The organism is Bacillus sp. JJ1521, from assembly GCF_036965165.1.
GTDB lineage: Bacteria > Bacillota > Bacilli > Bacillales > Bacillaceae_L > Ferdinandcohnia.
On record NZ_JBALOX010000095.1, the window covers coordinates 58,943 to 74,376 of the forward strand.

General features: G+C 38.2%; 16 protein-coding genes and 1 pseudogene. 7 read left to right on the top strand and 10 right to left on the bottom strand.

Features of this window, described 5'->3' with window-relative positions:
* The first annotated feature begins 22 nt into the window (after positions 1–22).
* The 3 genes from V7147_RS14075 (at position 23) to V7147_RS14085 (ending at position 2,939) form a co-directional block, all read left to right on the top strand.
* A complete protein-coding gene (locus V7147_RS14075) occupies positions 23–529 on the top strand; it encodes a TRAP transporter small permease (protein WP_335368479.1) in 507 nt (168 codons plus the stop codon).
* On the top strand, positions 529–1,806 hold the full coding sequence (locus V7147_RS14080) for a TRAP transporter large permease (protein ID WP_335368480.1): 1,278 nt from the start codon (positions 529–531) through the stop codon (positions 1,804–1,806). The genes V7147_RS14075 and V7147_RS14080 overlap by 1 nt, the downstream gene beginning before the upstream one ends.
* Positions 1,807–1,901: 95 nt before the next feature.
* Positions 1,902–2,939 carry a zinc-dependent dehydrogenase gene (locus V7147_RS14085; protein ID WP_335368481.1) on the top strand — a complete coding sequence of 346 codons (1,038 nt, stop codon included), beginning with the start codon at positions 1,902–1,904 and terminating at the stop codon, positions 2,937–2,939.
* On the opposite strand, the gene V7147_RS14090 is transcribed toward V7147_RS14085, so the two are convergent.
* From V7147_RS14090 to V7147_RS14105, 4 genes are all read right to left on the bottom strand, one after another.
* Entirely contained in the window at positions 2,929–3,300 is a 372-nt protein-coding gene (locus V7147_RS14090; protein WP_335368482.1) for a hypothetical protein, read from the bottom strand. The genes V7147_RS14085 and V7147_RS14090 overlap by 11 nt on opposite strands.
* A 286-nt stretch (positions 3,301–3,586) precedes the next feature.
* Complete coding sequence (locus V7147_RS14095; RefSeq protein ID WP_335368483.1) at positions 3,587–4,339, bottom strand: VOC family protein; 753 nt, start codon at positions 4,337–4,339, stop codon at positions 3,587–3,589.
* An 84-nt stretch (positions 4,340–4,423) separates the two neighbouring features.
* Entirely contained in the window at positions 4,424–5,806 is a 1,383-nt protein-coding gene (locus V7147_RS14100; protein WP_335368484.1) for an L-cystine transporter, read from the bottom strand.
* 152 nt (positions 5,807–5,958) lie between these two features.
* Positions 5,959–6,366 carry a hypothetical protein gene (locus V7147_RS14105; protein ID WP_335368485.1) on the bottom strand — a complete coding sequence of 136 codons (408 nt, stop codon included), beginning with the start codon at positions 6,364–6,366 and terminating at the stop codon, positions 5,959–5,961.
* Positions 6,367–6,538: 172 nt separating this feature from the next.
* On the opposite strand from V7147_RS14105, the gene V7147_RS14110 reads away from it, so the two are divergent.
* Entirely contained in the window at positions 6,539–6,817 is a 279-nt protein-coding gene (locus V7147_RS14110) for a hypothetical protein (protein ID WP_335368486.1), read from the top strand.
* 73 nt (positions 6,818–6,890) lie between these two features.
* Positions 6,891–7,451, top strand: a complete 561-nt coding sequence (locus V7147_RS14115; RefSeq protein ID WP_335368487.1) for a thioredoxin family protein — start codon at positions 6,891–6,893, stop codon at positions 7,449–7,451.
* Between the two features lie 107 nt (positions 7,452–7,558).
* Here V7147_RS14115 and V7147_RS14120 read toward each other — a convergent pair whose 3' ends face one another.
* Complete coding sequence (locus tag V7147_RS14120) at positions 7,559–8,059, bottom strand: hypothetical protein (RefSeq protein ID WP_335368488.1); 501 nt, start codon at positions 8,057–8,059, stop codon at positions 7,559–7,561.
* A gap of 150 nt (positions 8,060–8,209) precedes the next feature.
* Between V7147_RS14120 and V7147_RS14125 the strand changes: the two genes are divergently transcribed.
* Entirely contained in the window at positions 8,210–8,440 is a 231-nt protein-coding gene (locus V7147_RS14125) for a hypothetical protein (protein ID WP_335368489.1), read from the top strand.
* Positions 8,441–8,474: 34 nt separating this feature from the next.
* On the opposite strand, the gene recQ is transcribed toward V7147_RS14125, so the two are convergent.
* Complete coding sequence (gene recQ, locus V7147_RS14130) at positions 8,475–10,262, bottom strand: DNA helicase RecQ (protein ID WP_335368490.1); 1,788 nt, start codon at positions 10,260–10,262, stop codon at positions 8,475–8,477.
* A 331-nt stretch (positions 10,263–10,593) separates the two neighbouring features.
* On the opposite strand from recQ, the gene V7147_RS14135 reads away from it, so the two are divergent.
* Positions 10,594–11,646, top strand: coding sequence for a YeiH family protein (locus tag V7147_RS14135; RefSeq protein ID WP_335368491.1), 1,053 nt, complete (start codon positions 10,594–10,596; stop codon positions 11,644–11,646).
* A gap of 15 nt (positions 11,647–11,661) precedes the next feature.
* On the opposite strand, the gene V7147_RS14140 is transcribed toward V7147_RS14135, so the two are convergent.
* The 4 genes and pseudogenes from V7147_RS14140 to V7147_RS14155 form a co-directional block, all read right to left on the bottom strand.
* Entirely contained in the window at positions 11,662–12,084 is a 423-nt protein-coding gene (locus V7147_RS14140; RefSeq protein WP_335368492.1) for a hypothetical protein, read from the bottom strand.
* 220 nt (positions 12,085–12,304) lie between these two features.
* Positions 12,305–14,668: an FdhF/YdeP family oxidoreductase gene (locus tag V7147_RS14145; protein WP_335368493.1), complete on the bottom strand. Its 2,364-nt coding sequence runs from the start codon at positions 14,666–14,668 to the stop codon at positions 12,305–12,307.
* Positions 14,669–14,870: 202 nt separating this feature from the next.
* Positions 14,871–15,233 carry a DUF2294 domain-containing protein gene (locus tag V7147_RS14150; RefSeq protein ID WP_335368494.1) on the bottom strand — a complete coding sequence of 121 codons (363 nt, stop codon included), beginning with the start codon at positions 15,231–15,233 and terminating at the stop codon, positions 14,871–14,873.
* Positions 15,234–15,298: 65 nt separating this feature from the next.
* Positions 15,299–15,434: pseudogene (locus V7147_RS14155) on the bottom strand (MFS transporter); the annotation flags it as partial.

A 15,434-nucleotide genomic window follows, 5' to 3' on the forward strand; every position in this document is an offset into this window, starting at 1 on the left:
AAACAATAGAAAGGTGATAAATATGGTTAATCATAATGAAAAAAAGACGAATAAAGCCTTTGTGATTCTTAATCGAATTACAGATGTATTAGCAGGCATTTCAACTGCGGCCATATCTCTCGTCGTGCTTTGGCAAGTCTTCGGAAGGGTGCTGGGTATTCCAGCACCTTGGACCGAAGAAGTGACAAGATTCTTGTTTATATGGCTAGTATTCTTGGGTATAGGAATCGGGTTTCGCAAAGCTGAATCGGCAAGGGTGACTATTTTTATACAATATGCGCCGAAAGTTGTAAAGAAACTAAGTGTATGGATTTATGCAATAGCGAGTCTTGGCTTCTTTATTTTTATGATTGTTTACGGTTTCCAGTTGGTCATGCAGCAAATCAATATTCATGAAAAAAGTGCCGCATTATTACTTCCGATGTGGATTATCGGTTTGAGTGTACCAGTATCTGGTTTACTAGGGATACTGAATACGGTTCAATCGTTAATTTATAACAAAGAGATTATTGAGAAAGGGGGAGTATGATGTCGGTATTCTTATTAGTCTTATTTCTTATCCTCATGTTTCTAGGAATTCCAATCGCTGCATCACTTGGAATATCAGTAGTTGCCGCAGTTTTGTTTTTTACAGATGTTCCACTAAGTCTTGTCGTTCAATCAATGTTCAGTTCAATGAATAGCTTTCTGCTGGTATCTGTACCGCTATTTATTCTAGCTGGGTTGATCATGGAAGAAGGCGGAGTAGCAGACAGGTTATTTGGATTTGCACAAAGTTTGGTTGGATGGATGACAGGCGGTTTAGGACATGTAAATGTAATTGCAAGCTTAATATTTGCTGGGATGGCCGGGTCTTCTGTAGCCGATATTGCAGGTACTGGAAGGATGCAAATTAATGCGATGGTGAAAAAAGGATACCCCTTAGGATACTCTGCTGCATTAACGTTAATAACAGCCATGCTAGCATCAATTATCCCACCAAGTATTCTCATGATCGTGGCTGCATCGACTGCCGGTGTATCTATCGGAGCTGCATTAATGGGTGGCCTTGTTCCAGGTATTATCATATCCATTATCTTTATGATATTTAATCATTACTATAGTAAAAAGCATGAATATGGAATTCGCGAAAAATTTGATTGGAACTATTTTAAAAGAGAAACCATTACATCAATGCCGGCATTGTTGGCTCCGGTTGTATTGCTTTGGGGAATTCTAAGTGGAATATTTACACCAACTGAAGCAGCTGCAATTTGCGTACTTTATACATTGATTATATCAGTTTTCATTTATCGAAAGTTATCATTTAAGCAGCTTCCAGGCCTTATGCTCAAAACTGCTAATATGAGTGGAACGATCCTATTCATTGCCGTTACAGCAAAAGCCGCGAGTTGGGTTTTTGAATATGATGGGTTACCATCTCGGATCGCTGCTGTGATTGGCGACATAAGTGAGAGTCCTACTATCATTATGTTAGTGTTGTTCGTATTCCTACTCATTGTTGGAATGTTTATGGATGCTACGGCTGCAATCTTTATTTTAGTACCGATCTTGATGCCAGCTATTATAGCTGTGGGTATTGATCCTGTTTATTTCGTTGTATTCATGGTTGTTGCGCTGTCGTTTGGTTTAGTTACACCACCAGTAGGAGTTTGTTTATACGCGACAAGCAATATCACTGGATTAAGTATAGAAAGACTAAGCAGGGATTCAATGCCTTGGTTTGGGGTAACAATGGTAGCACTTTTAATTCTGATATTTATACCACAAATCATTACTGTACCACTTACTTGGTTTAATTTATGAGAAAAAGGAAACTTTTCTCTCTTTTTTTGATAAAAGTGTGAAGAATATTTTCACCGCGTGCATATGCTAAAAGTAAATTCTAATGGAGTGATTTTATGAAAGCAGCAATATTTTATGGACCGAATGAAATACGATTAGAAGATGTTGAAAAACCTAAAATCAACGAGCATGAGGTATTGGTAAAGGTAAGTTCGAGCGCCGTATGCGGTACTGATGTTCGAATCTTTGAGGGAAAAAAGACAAAAGGCGTTCGCACACCTTCAGTAATCGGTCATGAACTAGTTGGAACCATTGAAGAGGTGGGGCTACAGGTTAGCGAATTTTCTGTAGGGGATAGAGTGGGTGTAATGCCGGTTATACCTTGTGGAAAATGTTATTACTGTATGAATGGAAGAGAAAATGTCTGCCAAAATCGTACTGCAATTGGATATGAATATGATGGCGGATTCGCAGAATATGTGAGAATTCCAAGTACGGCCCTTAAATCGGGAAATATTGTGAAGCTACCGGATCATGTATCATTTGAAGAAGCAGTTATAACTGAACCTCTTGCTTGCTGTCTGAATGGACAAAAGAAAGCGAACGTCAAAATGGGGGATGTAGTCGTTATAACCGGAGGCGGTCCAATCGGATTAATGCATGTTCAGCTGTCAAAGATTGCTGGGGCGAAGAAAGTAATTTTAAGCGAGCCAATTGCTCATAGAAGAGAGAAAGCGATTGAAGCAGGTGCTGATATTGCTGTTGATCCAATCCATGAATCCTTGGAGGAGATTGTATTTAATGAAACCGCTGGGCTTGGAGCAGATGTGGTAATTATGGCAATCGGTTTTCCGTCTCTAGTTAATTCATCTGCGAGTCTATTAAAAAAGGGAGGAACTTTAAATCTTTTTGCGGGTTTTACAAATGGAGTCTTTTCTGAGATTGATCCTAACATTATTCATTACAACGAAATTACTGTAAACGGCACCTCTGCTTTGACAAGGGCAGATTATCATCAATCATTGTCACTCATTGCATCAGGTCAAATAAACACAAAAGTTTTAACTACCACCGGTTACAAATTAGATGATATTAAGCAAGCCATTGATGATGTACGTACAGGAAAAGGAATGAAATCAGTTATTAGTTTATAAAACATTTAGTTTTATTCTTATAAATATCGGTATGCAAGTTGTAGAGATCTTTTGCATACCTGTTTACTCGAATCCACCTGCCTTCACCATCCTTAAAACAGACGAAATCAGGCATCGCATTAATGAGAGTCGACAGTTCATTTTGCTCTTCCATTGCCCTAATGTAGGCATCATGCTTCTTGATGATAATATGGATAAGAACAGTTGTAAAAATAACGAAAATGAGCCCTTTTCCAATCTGAAATTGATTTTTATTTACGGACGGAAATTTATCAATAACATATTCGGAAAATATAATCCAAAATAGGCTTGCCAAAAAATAGATAAGCCATAATCTTTTTTTAAAAATTTCTTTAAACATGACAAGCACCTCGTGATGATTTGACAATTAATTCAATTTGCTGTATAGTTATCTTTTGCTCCCTTAAAACTTTAAACATAATTTTTTTTAAATAGATATAAGTTCGTTTTATCTTTTACATTTGAGAAAGACTTATTCACACTGGACCGGCTTCGGAGCCGAAAGGACGAAAGAGAGGTAGGGCTTTCGTTGTTTAAGATTTTCAAATCTACCGCGGCAATAAAATTATGAAAAGTGAATATCGCCCAAAACAAGAACCAACCGTTATATTGCGGTTGGTTCTTGTTCATATTTGGTAAGTTGCACCGTGTAGTTTCAATGGCTTTCCTTGGCTTGGTTCTATACCAACTATGTAAGGGCGTTCCCCTCTAGAATGATCCTCTTTGCAAAAATACACATCGATTGAATCGTATTCAACTTTTAAAGCTTTTTGTCTGGTGCCAGGCATTATAGTATCTGAAATGGTTCCATTGAATAAATTAGCCCAAAGCTTTGTTGTTGTTTCGGGCTCCTTCACGGAATAGCCAATATACTTAAAGCTTTTTGTGTCAGGTATATAAATCCCATTTGAAATAAGGTCTTTTTCCCGTATTTCATCCTCTTTTCCCCATTCAATAAAAAAAGGCATTGGATGGGTATGGTGAATAAAAAGCATCGACCATTTAAGTAACGTACCATCTGGACGCTTTCTTGATCCTGGAAATGGCCCTAGCGTTTCGATTCCTTTTTCAATTAGCTGCTTTTGTACCTTTTCAATTGAATTAGTTCGGAATGCAATTTGAGAAAGTCCTTCTCCTAACTGATAGTCTTTGTATAGATGGCGACTAAACGGATGACTTCCTTCCTTTGTGACGTCTACATTATTAATTCCAATCCATTCGATATAAGCTAGATTTTTAAAATAACACAATGTATTATAGGTGCCCCAAATATCATGGTTTCCACCGTTTGCAGCATGAAACCCAAGTAACTGAAAGGCGTTCATTGCATCATGTGGGTCTTTTACATAGTGAACAACATGATCAAAACTTATATCCAAACCATCAACCCCAAACCCAGTTTTTAATTATTTTATCATAAAAAAAATAAGACCCATCGAATCGGGTCTTATTTTCATCATACATTATGCACCTAATTGTTGAGTTGGACTTGAATATGTTTCCGTATCAAGTTCTTTTGTGATTCGACTCGTAAGCACACCTGCTGTCATACTGCCGCTTACATTAAGAGCTGTACGACCCATGTCAATTAAAGGTTCAACAGAAATCAATAAACCAGCTAATGCAACAGGTAAATCAAGAGCTGACAATACAAGAATTGCAGCAAATGTTGCTCCTCCACCAACACCAGCAACACCAAATGAGCTAATTGCAACAATCACTGTTACTGTTAAAATAAATGATGGGTCCAATGGATTGATTCCCACTGTAGGAGCAATCATCACAGCTAGCATCGCTGGATAAACACCCGCACAACCGTTTTGTCCAATGGAAAGCCCAAATGAACCAGCAAAGTTTGCAATTCCTTCTGAAACACCTAAATCATTTGTTTGTGCCTTAATGTTAAGCGGTAAGGTTCCTGCACTAGAGCGTGATGTGAAGGCAAATGTTAAAACAGGGAATGCCTTTTTCAAATAAGTGATTGGACTTAGTCCTGCAAATGTAATCAATAATAAATGGATCGCAAATACAATCAATAATGCAACATAGGATGCGACGACAAATTTTCCAAGCTTGTAAATAGCACCATAATCACTAGTAGCAGTCACACGTGTCATAATCGCAAGAACACCATAAGGAGTTAAGCGTAAAATAATTGTTACAACTCGCATGATAACTGAGTATAGTGCATCAATAATTTTCGCAAACAATTCCGCATTCTCAGGATCTTTACGACGAACTCCAAGAAAAGCCATCCCGATAAATGCCGCAAAAATAACAACTGCGATTGTTGAAGTTGAACGAGCTCCAGTAAAATCTAGAAATGGGTTGGCAGGTAACAAATCAACAATTTGTTCAGGGAACGTTTTATCTTGAATACCCGCATATCGTTCTTCAATATCTGCTCCTCTTGCTGTTTCCGCATCTCCAGCGTCGATTTGGATTGCTTCTAAATCAAATGCAACAGTTGTACCAATTCCAACAAGTGCTGATACTGCTGTTGTACCCACTAAGATCCCAAGGATTAGGAAGCTAATTTTTCCAATATTATTTGCCATTTTCATTTTTGTAAAAGCTGATACGATTGAAATGAAAACAAGTGGCATAACAATCATTTGTAAAAACTTCACATAACCATTTCCAACGATGTTATACCAACTAATAGACTCGGAAATAACTTCTGATCCAGCTCCATATATAAGCTGAAGGACAAGACCAAATACAATCCCTAAGCCAAGCGCTGCAAATACTCGCTTTGAAAACGAAACATGCTTTTTTTGCATATAAACTAATAATAATAGTAATAAGACCATCAATACGATATTTACAAAACCAAGTAAACTCATATGGTTTTCCCCCTTTTATATATCAATGTATTAAAATATAATTCAGTTTATACCAATCCGTCAAGTAAGAAATAACTCAATATAAAATAAAAGCGTTTCCAATTGAAAAACGTCTAGAATAGCTCTTCATTCTAGACGTTTAACACTATCCATTATGCAACTTTTATCGCTTTTCCAAATGGTACTTTCGGTACATAATCATCAGGTACGAGCCAAAACACTTCAGCATGAACATCCAACTCATCGTAAAAATAACCGGTGACATCTGTTATATAAAACAAGGTGTCAATCTTCTCTTCATCTGCCCATTCAAGCACTTCCGTATAGGAGGACTTTCCATGCGTATAATATTTAATAGTAGGGTTCTGTATTGGTGTGATGCTTCTTATTTTGAAATCAGCTTGGACAAGCTGTGATTCTGGGACCATTTCACCAAAGAATTTTATGATATTGTTTATCAAAATAGATCGCACCTGATTGGTCGAAATATCAATGGCTAGCGCAATCTTCTTGTCTTTTCGATCCTTAAGTAAACCCATTAGTGACCTTTGCCATCTCATGTGCGCATTCAACTCCTCATGCTTAATCACCAAAGGATTGCTTTCACTTTTCTCCTTGGCTACTCTATTTTGTCACGTTTTCCGACCAAATATGAACCATTCAACTAACAATACTTGGATAGCGTATTCACATACCTACAGGCAAAACTATCAAATATTGGGGGAATGAAAAATGATGATTTCAAAGCAAGAATTACTTAATAAACTTGCAGCAAATAACGGAATTGGTTTTGTTGAAATTAATGGAGTCCTACATGAAATTAGACTAGTGAATGGTATTCAAATTGCTTTTTCAGGTGCATGTTGGAAGTGGAAGCAAACTGAAATGCCGTCAGCCCACGGTGACTATAATGTGTTAACAGATGTTCTTGTTGAAGAAGACCCGATTATACCAAGATTTCCAACACAGGATTCATATGATTTTTACAAAACGGTTAGTGATTATTCATAAGCATCTTAGTGGTATGATATTCCTTAATCATTTATAGTAAATGCAGATAAGAAATTTTGAGGAGGAATACATAATGGCAAATTTAAAACCTTGGTTTGAAAAAGGCATGAACCAGTACGACTACATTAACAGCATGCAAGTTCACAAAGAAAACCTCTTAAAAGTATATAATCAGTTTCAATTGGAGGAATCCGATAAAGAATTACTTCAGGCACTTCAAGAAAAGGAATTAAAAGCAATCATTTTAGCTGCTGATTGGTGTGGAGACGCAATGGTCAATCTTCCTATCCTAATGAGGGTTGCGGATGAGGCATTGCTAGAAACTCGTTATTTAATTCGCGATGAAAATTTAGAGCTAATGGATCAGTATTTAACAAACGGAAAGTCCCGTTCAATACCAATCATTATTTTCGTGAATAAAGACTTTGAAGAGGTTGGCAAATGGGGGCCAAGGGCAGCTGAGGCTCAAGCTATTGCGGATGAATTAAAGGTAAATGTTCCTGATAAAGAGTCCCCTGAATACGATGCTGCATTTAAAGCATTTATTAAATCATTTACCGAACGTATCACAACAGACAAAGCGCTTTGGAATGACATTAAAAATAGCATGATTTCTATTTTGAAAAACGCATAATATTCGGGCCTAAAAACATATACTATTCCTAAGACCGTCCACCACTTCCAACTTCGCTTCGTTGCGGGACTAACCAGATCGGAATTGTGGGCGGTCTTTTTGTATGTTCAAAGGGGAAGGAATAAATGTATCAGGAATACAAAGGTAAATATAAAGGCCGTTGTATAATGAAATTTCCGCCGAAACCCGGAGGACTTTTTATGACGTTTATACCCTGCAAAAAGAGTCAACGTGAGACAAAGTATCGCTAAAATCCCACTAATAATCTTCGAGTTTGAAAATCCTACGATATCACCGAGTTTGACAAGCATGATCCCTCCATGAAACACAATCAAAATCGTCCCAAAAACGGCTAGCTTGATATGAGACTTCATCATATGGCGTGACATCTTTGCAAGTGCAATTTTTAGTTTTCGAACCTTCGTCCTGCGAATGACAAGAAAGATAAAATACATATTTACATTCACAAAAAAGAGGAGGATTGCAAATTGGGCAAAAACCTGCCCTAATGTGACAAGCTGTGAGTCATGGGTTCTAAAGATCCATATGTATATAAACGTACTTAATACGAGTAATCCATTTAAGAAAATCCAAATATAATAGGCCATCTCGTCCCTCCCCTACTATCTTTTTACTCAGTTTACCAGATGGTTTTTAATTGTGAAGTGTGGTTCCTCACTTTGAGGATGTTTTGTGGTTCGCATCCTCCTCTAAACATGCTAGAATTGAGGGTAAGATCTTGAATGGAGGTAAATCAAATGTCTACTTGTAATATCGATCACTCAAAAGAGGTTGTGATCAAAAAGCTCCAAAGCCAAGAAAGCTTTTTGCCGAAAGAACTTTACAACAAAGCGGCCCAATTTCTAGAACCAGAACACACCCAGCACACACTAAACGAATTATTTCACCTGTTAAAAAAATATGATTTAGCATCTGAAGAAGAACAACAAAAACGAAATATAGCAATAGAAGAACTCTTTCAAGCATAAGAAAGGCACCACAAATGTGGTGCCTTTTGTTTTTCTATTCTACTACTGCACTTCTCTCATCAACATATTTACGAATCGCAGTTAAGAAATCTTCGCCATACCGCTCAAGCTTGGTCTGGGCAACCCCTTTAATTTCAAGCAACTCTTTTTCGTCTGTCGGAGCTACTTCACTCATTTCACGTAATGTACTATCCGAGAAGACAATATACGGTGGTACACCATCACGGTTAGATATATTTTTACGTACCTCCCGAAGGATTTCAAATAACGTATTGTCGGTAACAACCTGCTTTTTCTTTATCTGTTCTTTCTTATAAATTTTGAGCTCACCTTTTAGAACAGGTAATGCTTTTGCATCAAGAATAAGCACGGGATATTGTGAGTTGGTCAGCTTGACATACCCTTCTGCAGCCAAAAAGTCGATTAAGCCGACGATTTGTTTTTCTGAATACTGCTTTAATAAGCCGTATGTAGACAAGGACGTAAATCCAAACTCTAGGATTTTTTTGTTCCTTGACCCCTTTAACACCTGAGAAACCAATGTCTTCCCATAGCGCTCCTTCATCCTCTTGATACAAGAGAACACCATAAGCGCCTCAGTAGTCACATCGATTTTTTCACGGTCGTCTTTACAATTGAAACAACGACCACATTCAACGCTCTCTGTCTCACCGAAATATTCCAAAATGTAGCTTTGTAAGCAATTTTCCGTGTGACAGTAGTCAATCATTTGCTGGAGTTTGTGATATTCCTGCTCTTTTTTTCCATCATCCATCGTGGATTGCTCAATTAGGAATTTTTGTAGCTGGATATCCTGCGATGCAAATAATAGATAACAATCACTTTTTTCGCCATCCCGTCCTGCTCGTCCCGCTTCTTGGTAGTAGGCTTCAATATTTTTCGGAAGATTATAGTGAATGACGTATCTTACATTACTTTTATCAATCCCCATCCCGAATGCATTAGTTGCAATCATCACATTCACCGTGTCGAATAGGAAATCCTCCTGTGCCTGTTTCCTCTCCTCGTCTGAAAGACCGGCATGATATTTCCCTACCAAAAACCCATCCTTTTCTAAAAATGAATGTAGTTCATTTACTTCCCTACGAGTTGCAGCGTACACAATTCCAGACTGATTTTTATTCTCTTGTAAAAAGCTTTTGACAAAATCTCGCTTGTTTTCACCTTTTAACACATTAAAGGTTAAATTATCTCTAGCAAACCCTGTGATAAATACAGCATAAGGCTCAATCTGAAGCTGGCTGCAAATATCCTCTTTTACCTCAACCGTTGCGGTTGCAGTTAATGCTGCTACAACCGGCTTTGATGGCAGTTCTGCAATCATATAATGGATATTTCGGTAGCTTGGTCTGAAATCATGCCCCCATTGAGAAATACAATGCGCTTCATCAACAGCAATCATAGAAATCGGGATGGACGATAAAAGAGATCGAAACCCCGAGGAATCGAGCCGTTCTGGTGCAATATAAATAATTTTATAGCGGCCAGCCCGCGCATCCTGTAATCTCTCCTGAATTTCCTGTATCGAAATACTACTATTAATATATGTTGCTGAAACACCTACACTGAGCAATGTATCTACCTGGTCCTTCATCAATGAGATTAATGGAGAAATGACAATCGTTGTTCCCTCAAAGATCAAAGCCGGGATTTGATAACATAATGACTTTCCGCCACCAGTAGGCATAATGGCTAATGTATCGTTTCCTTGTAAAATATTCTCGATAATGGATTCCTGTCCGGGTCTAAAGGACGGATAACCGAAATACGACTGTAAAACTTGTTTTGCTTGTTCAATCATAAAAAAACACCTTTTTTTATTTATTTTACTGAATTTGGTAAAAATGTGCGTTTGACGTAGTGTACTACCCCACATGTCCGAGTCACTTCTAGCATACTATACAGTGTGGTGTTAGCTCCTTATTCTTTATCTGTTCGTGTTAGGAAGTGAGAAATCACTTCCTCTTTTTTTGGCCAACACGATGTGGATCACAAAGACACGCCACTCGAAACGTGGCGATTCTAATTCTTTTATCAAGCTTAAGTTAATTATAAAGGAAGAAGATAAAGGTGGGAAGGGTGCTCACCCTGTGATAAGATAAAGTTAGAAATCTATGTTAAGGATGAGGCACGTGAGCAATGCAAATCTACAAGTATCACAATCTTATGAAAAAAAATCTTTCTTAATTGATCATTCACTCTCACTTCGAAATAAACTGCCTGGTGTCGCACTTGTTTTTATAATCGGTGTTTTGGCTAATTCTTTGGGTAGAGATTTCCCATTAATCGGCGGAGCAGTGATGGCCATTATCATCGGCATCCTTGTCCGAAACTTTTTACGTATACCCGCTATTTATACAGAAGGAATCTCCTATACGTTAAAGACCTTATTGAAAACGGCAATTGTTCTTCTCGGATTCGGTCTTAGTTTTGTCAGTATTTTTCAACTCGGATTTGAGGCGATCCTTTTAGTAATAGTAGCGGTTTTAGCAGGAATTTTGTTTACGTTTATTCTGGCAAAGCTATTTAAGCTGGAAGGAAATATTCCCTTACTCGTTTCACTGGGTACCGCGATTTGTGGGGCAACCGCAATCGTGACATCAAGCCCGATTGTTCGTGCAAAAGAGGAAGAAACAGCTTATGCGATTAATACAATCTTTGCTTTTAATGTGTTGGCGGTATTATTTTACCCTCTTATAGGACAACTTTTTTCAATGCCGGACCATATTTTTGGAATGTGGGCAGGTGTCGCGATCCATGATACTTCATCGGTTGTTGCTGCGGGGTATAGTTATAGCAGTGCTGCAGGAGATACATCCGTTGTGATCAAATTAATTCGAACACTTATGTTTGTTCCCGTGACTCTGATTCTGTCAATCTTTATTTCATTGAAATCAAGTGGGAATAATACAAACAAGGTGAAAATAAACAGGATATTTCCTACTTTTATTTTATTTTTCGCTGGGGCCGTTGCACTGAACACGATTTTTTCGCTTCCAACTTCACTTACAAGTGTAACGGACGGAGTAGCGAAATTCTTAATTCTTATGGTAATGGCAAGCGTTGGATTAGGTACAGATTTTAAAAAGATTAAATCCATTGGTCTACGCCCTTTATTTGTTGGATTAATTTCATCTGTAATGATGGGATTGTTAACTTTAACCATCATTCTTCTCCTATATTAAGGAAAAGTTGGGAGCTCATTTCCCAACTTTTTTTCGTTCCTCCAAAATATCACAAATCATTTGAATATGGAATGATGCCCATGCTTTTTCACGAAAGTGTAAAATGACTGTGAAAAAAAGCAGGAAAAAATAAAGGATGGTGAAAAGAATTAAATAAAAATATCCTCTTCCAAACAGGAATTTTTGCAATTGGTTGGCGAAAAGGAACAAGAACCACGGAATGGCGGTGATTAAGATGGGAATGATGCCAGAACCATTTTGTTCCTTTAACATCCGGTAATAAATGATTTTTAAGGTTTGCGAGTCAATTCCTTGGTAAAAGTGCTGGATTTTACGCACTTCCTCCATTTCCTTTAAATGTTTAAAGCTTCGATCCTTCCGCGCATTACTTTTTAGCTTTAAATAGATTTTATGTGCATCTCCACGAAATGAAAACAATTGCAACACCCTCAAAAATTAGACATTATTTTAACAGTTTCCCCAGTATTGCCCATGAAAATGCCCCCAAATATAGGTTTGGGGGCATTAAATTGATGTCTAGCTTCAGGCGCCATCAACTTGAGGTCACAAGTCAATCGCTTCGGAAAGCAAATGGCGCCTTCTGTCAGCGTTTTTCTTGTGCTTGTCGCCGATATGCGGTCGCCTTCCGCTTTTCTTCTTATGCTGGAGGATTGATGTCTAAATCATCCTCAATCTCTTTTTCTTGGTATTGCGTGTCTTTACGTGCATTGAAACGTTCTGCTTTTTCAACGTATACAGCGATGTTATAATCAGGGATTCCCGCAAACTTCTCATAACGGCCTTTTGGTAATAAGAAGTTACCTTCTGGGAAGAATACACCGAGATTTTTTCTTGCGATATCCGCAAATTTTGCTTTTCCTTGGAAGACCCCAAATCCATTGTGAACAACAATTGCATCCCCCTCTACCATACTAAGTTCCTTGGCATCCTGAGGATTGATTAGAACATCATAGCGACCTGCTCCGTTAAATGGATCAACCTCTTGATAAATCATCGAGTTAAATTGCTTACCGCGACGAGTCGTCAACACAAATTGCTCTTCTTTTTTACCGAAGTCAGGAATTTCAACGGAAATTAAGCTCCCTCTCCCATCTGGAGTCGGACAAATTCCACCCTCACATAGCCAAGCTCCTCCCCATTGAAACACATCCCCTTTTTCCTTAAGATGTTGTATTCCATTGTAGTTTGGATTGGCAATTGCAATTTCATCGCGAATTTCCTGGCCACTCTTAAAATCAATTAAGTGCGCCATTTCAGGCTTAACCCGCTTAGCGAGATCAATATAGATTTTCCACTCCGCACGGGCTTCTTTAATTTCATTTTTGTTTCCTTCAATTTCTGGTGAAAAATAAACCATACGCTCAGTAGAGGTTGAAGTTCCTCCACCCTCTTGTTCATAACGTGTTTTCGCTGGTAAGACAATCACAGCTTCTTTCGCATCTACAAGTGTTGATGTATTTAGAATAATGTCCTGATGTACACGAATATCAAGCTCTGACAATGCTTTTTCAACAAAATCAGGGTCGGGCATCGTTTCTAGGAAATTCCCACCAGACATATAATAGAGCTTCACTTTTCGCTCATGGTCTTCTGGAAGCACGATATTTTCAAGGGTAACTCCGACAATATCCCCTTGCCATTTTTCAATTTCAAAGCCCCAAACCTTTTCCATGCGCTTGATATTGCTTTCATCAAATTCACCACCAGGTAGAACAAATGGGTCTGCTCCCATTTCACCTGAACCCTGTACAGACGAATGCCCACGGAATGGCATTAAACCGTTGTGTTTACGCCCTAAATGTCCCCGTAGTAAGGCAAGGTTTGCTACCTGCGAGATATTATCAGTCGCAAATGAATGCATGGTTAGGCCCATAGCCCATGTGTACACTACATTTTTACTTTTAGCTAAAAGCACTGCCAATTCGATTATTCTTTCTTTTGATACACCAGATGATTTCTCAATCTCATCCCAATTTTGCGTCTTCGCATGTGCTTTTAATTCTTCGTACCCATTTACATGTTCTTTTACGTATTCATGATTAATTGCAGAACCATGCTGTTTTTCCTCCATATCAAACCAATGCTTCATAATTCCGAACATGAAAGCAATGTCTCCGCCAATGCTCACTTGGTAGAAATCATCCGCAACCTTTGTTCCAAACAGTGCCGATTCCATATTAGACGGTATCCAATACTTATCCATTGCCGGTTCCCTATGCGGGTTAATCACAATAATCTTTGTACCGCGCTTTTTCGCTTCAAGCATATATTTTGTTGAAACTGGAGAGCTATTTGAGGCAACACTACCCCAGAATAATAAAACGTCTGCTCCCATCCAATCCTGATAATTGGCAGTTGATGCTCCAACACCAACTGAACGCTTCATTGCTGTTTTACTTGGGGAGTGACAAATACGTGAAGCGTTGTCAATATGATTCGTTCCTAAGAAACGTGAAACCTTAGCCGCCACATAATACGATTCATTCGTAATTCCCCGAGAAGTTAAATAAAATGCGTATTGCTTCGGATTTAGCCTCTTCATCTTGTTTGCAATCATATCCATTGCTTCATCCCAAGTGATTCTAGAAAACTTTCTTTCTCCTTTTCGACGAATCATTGGATACGGAATTCTTCCTAGCTTTCGAAGTTCAGTGCTATTATACTTTCTTAGTTCATCAATATCTGAATGAAGAATTTCTGTCTTAATGGCCGGCATCGTACTTAGACGAAGTACATTGAGACGGGTTGTACACATATGAGGTCCCTTCAATGTTTGATCATATAAACCAGATACTCCAAGGGCACAGCCGTCACAAACACCCTGTGTTAAAATTCGCGTTGCATATCCGATATTGTCCTTATTTTCCCAAGCAACCTTCATCGTGTCACGAATATGCTTTGGCTTCACCTTTCCTAAACCAAAAGGAATCGGACTGACCCAATGTTTTGGCTGTGGCATTTTAGTTGATTTTATTGGTCCCTGATGCTTTGTTTCTCCCATGAAAAATCCCTCTCTTCCGTTTCTAGTTACTACTAAGTGTATGGTGAAAGTTAACTTATATTAACTTTGCTTTCGCTATTAAAACTGCAGAATCCTCTTAATTATAGAAAAAACCACCGAAACATAATTCTAGGATGTTAGAAAAATGAAACGGTGGTTAGTCTTTAGCAGGGTCGCTACCAAGTGCCAACACGGCGTATTGTTATTTAGTTGAGAACTTTTTTTGTAGATCTTGATCAAATACAAAGACAGACATACCAAAATCTCGATCAATATCAATATCCACAAATAAATCTACTAGGGTTGATCCTAAAAATTCTTCCATTTCAACAGGCTTGTTTCTTCGATACATTTCTTTTACCATTTCAGTTCTTGCCGCACGAAGCATTTGTTTTCCTTCATCGGCACCGGCAATAAACTTTTCCACTGGAGATAGGTTTCCTTCCATCTCACAAATGGCCCAATTTTTACAAAAGGTTGTTGTGATTTTACTAGGTCCTTTACCCATATGTTTTTTGCGAAAGGACCTTACAAGATTGCTAAACTCTGCTTCGTATTTATTCATTTTACGTCTACCCTCTTGACTTGATACTTCATTACCTTTAAGTTAATCAAGATTACCAATGAATGTCAACTAGCAAGCTCAGCACCTTCAGATTGTTGCTTACGAAGTCTCTTAATATCCAATCGGATAAGAAGTGAAATCGCCAATGCGACTGCAAATAGTGCTGTAAATACAGTTAAGCTTTGTGTATAGCTTCCAGTT

Excerpts from the sequence above, each read along its gene's own strand:
- V7147_RS14145 (WP_335368493.1), bottom strand. The coding sequence starts at position 14,668 with ATGGGAGAAACAAAGCATCAGGGACCAATAAAATCAACTAAAATGCCA.
- V7147_RS14080 (WP_335368480.1), top strand. The coding sequence starts at position 529 with ATGTCGGTATTCTTATTAGTCTTATTTCTTATCCTCATGTTTCTAGGA.
- recQ (WP_335368490.1), bottom strand. The coding sequence starts at position 10,262 with ATGATTGAACAAGCAAAACAAGTTTTACAGTCGTATTTCGGTTATCCG.
- V7147_RS14150 (WP_335368494.1), bottom strand. The coding sequence starts at position 15,233 with ATGAATAAATACGAAGCAGAGTTTAGCAATCTTGTAAGGTCCTTTCGC.
- V7147_RS14110 (WP_335368486.1), top strand. The coding sequence starts at position 6,539 with ATGATGATTTCAAAGCAAGAATTACTTAATAAACTTGCAGCAAATAAC.
- V7147_RS14120 (WP_335368488.1), bottom strand. The coding sequence starts at position 8,059 with ATGGCCTATTATATTTGGATTTTCTTAAATGGATTACTCGTATTAAGT.
- V7147_RS14090 (WP_335368482.1), bottom strand. The coding sequence starts at position 3,300 with ATGTTTAAAGAAATTTTTAAAAAAAGATTATGGCTTATCTATTTTTTG.
- V7147_RS14075 (WP_335368479.1), top strand. The coding sequence starts at position 23 with ATGGTTAATCATAATGAAAAAAAGACGAATAAAGCCTTTGTGATTCTT.
- V7147_RS14085 (WP_335368481.1), top strand. The coding sequence starts at position 1,902 with ATGAAAGCAGCAATATTTTATGGACCGAATGAAATACGATTAGAAGAT.
- V7147_RS14115 (WP_335368487.1), top strand. The coding sequence starts at position 6,891 with ATGGCAAATTTAAAACCTTGGTTTGAAAAAGGCATGAACCAGTACGAC.
- V7147_RS14100 (WP_335368484.1), bottom strand. The coding sequence starts at position 5,806 with ATGAGTTTACTTGGTTTTGTAAATATCGTATTGATGGTCTTATTACTA.
- V7147_RS14105 (WP_335368485.1), bottom strand. The coding sequence starts at position 6,366 with ATGAGATGGCAAAGGTCACTAATGGGTTTACTTAAGGATCGAAAAGAC.
- V7147_RS14125 (WP_335368489.1), top strand. The coding sequence starts at position 8,210 with ATGTCTACTTGTAATATCGATCACTCAAAAGAGGTTGTGATCAAAAAG.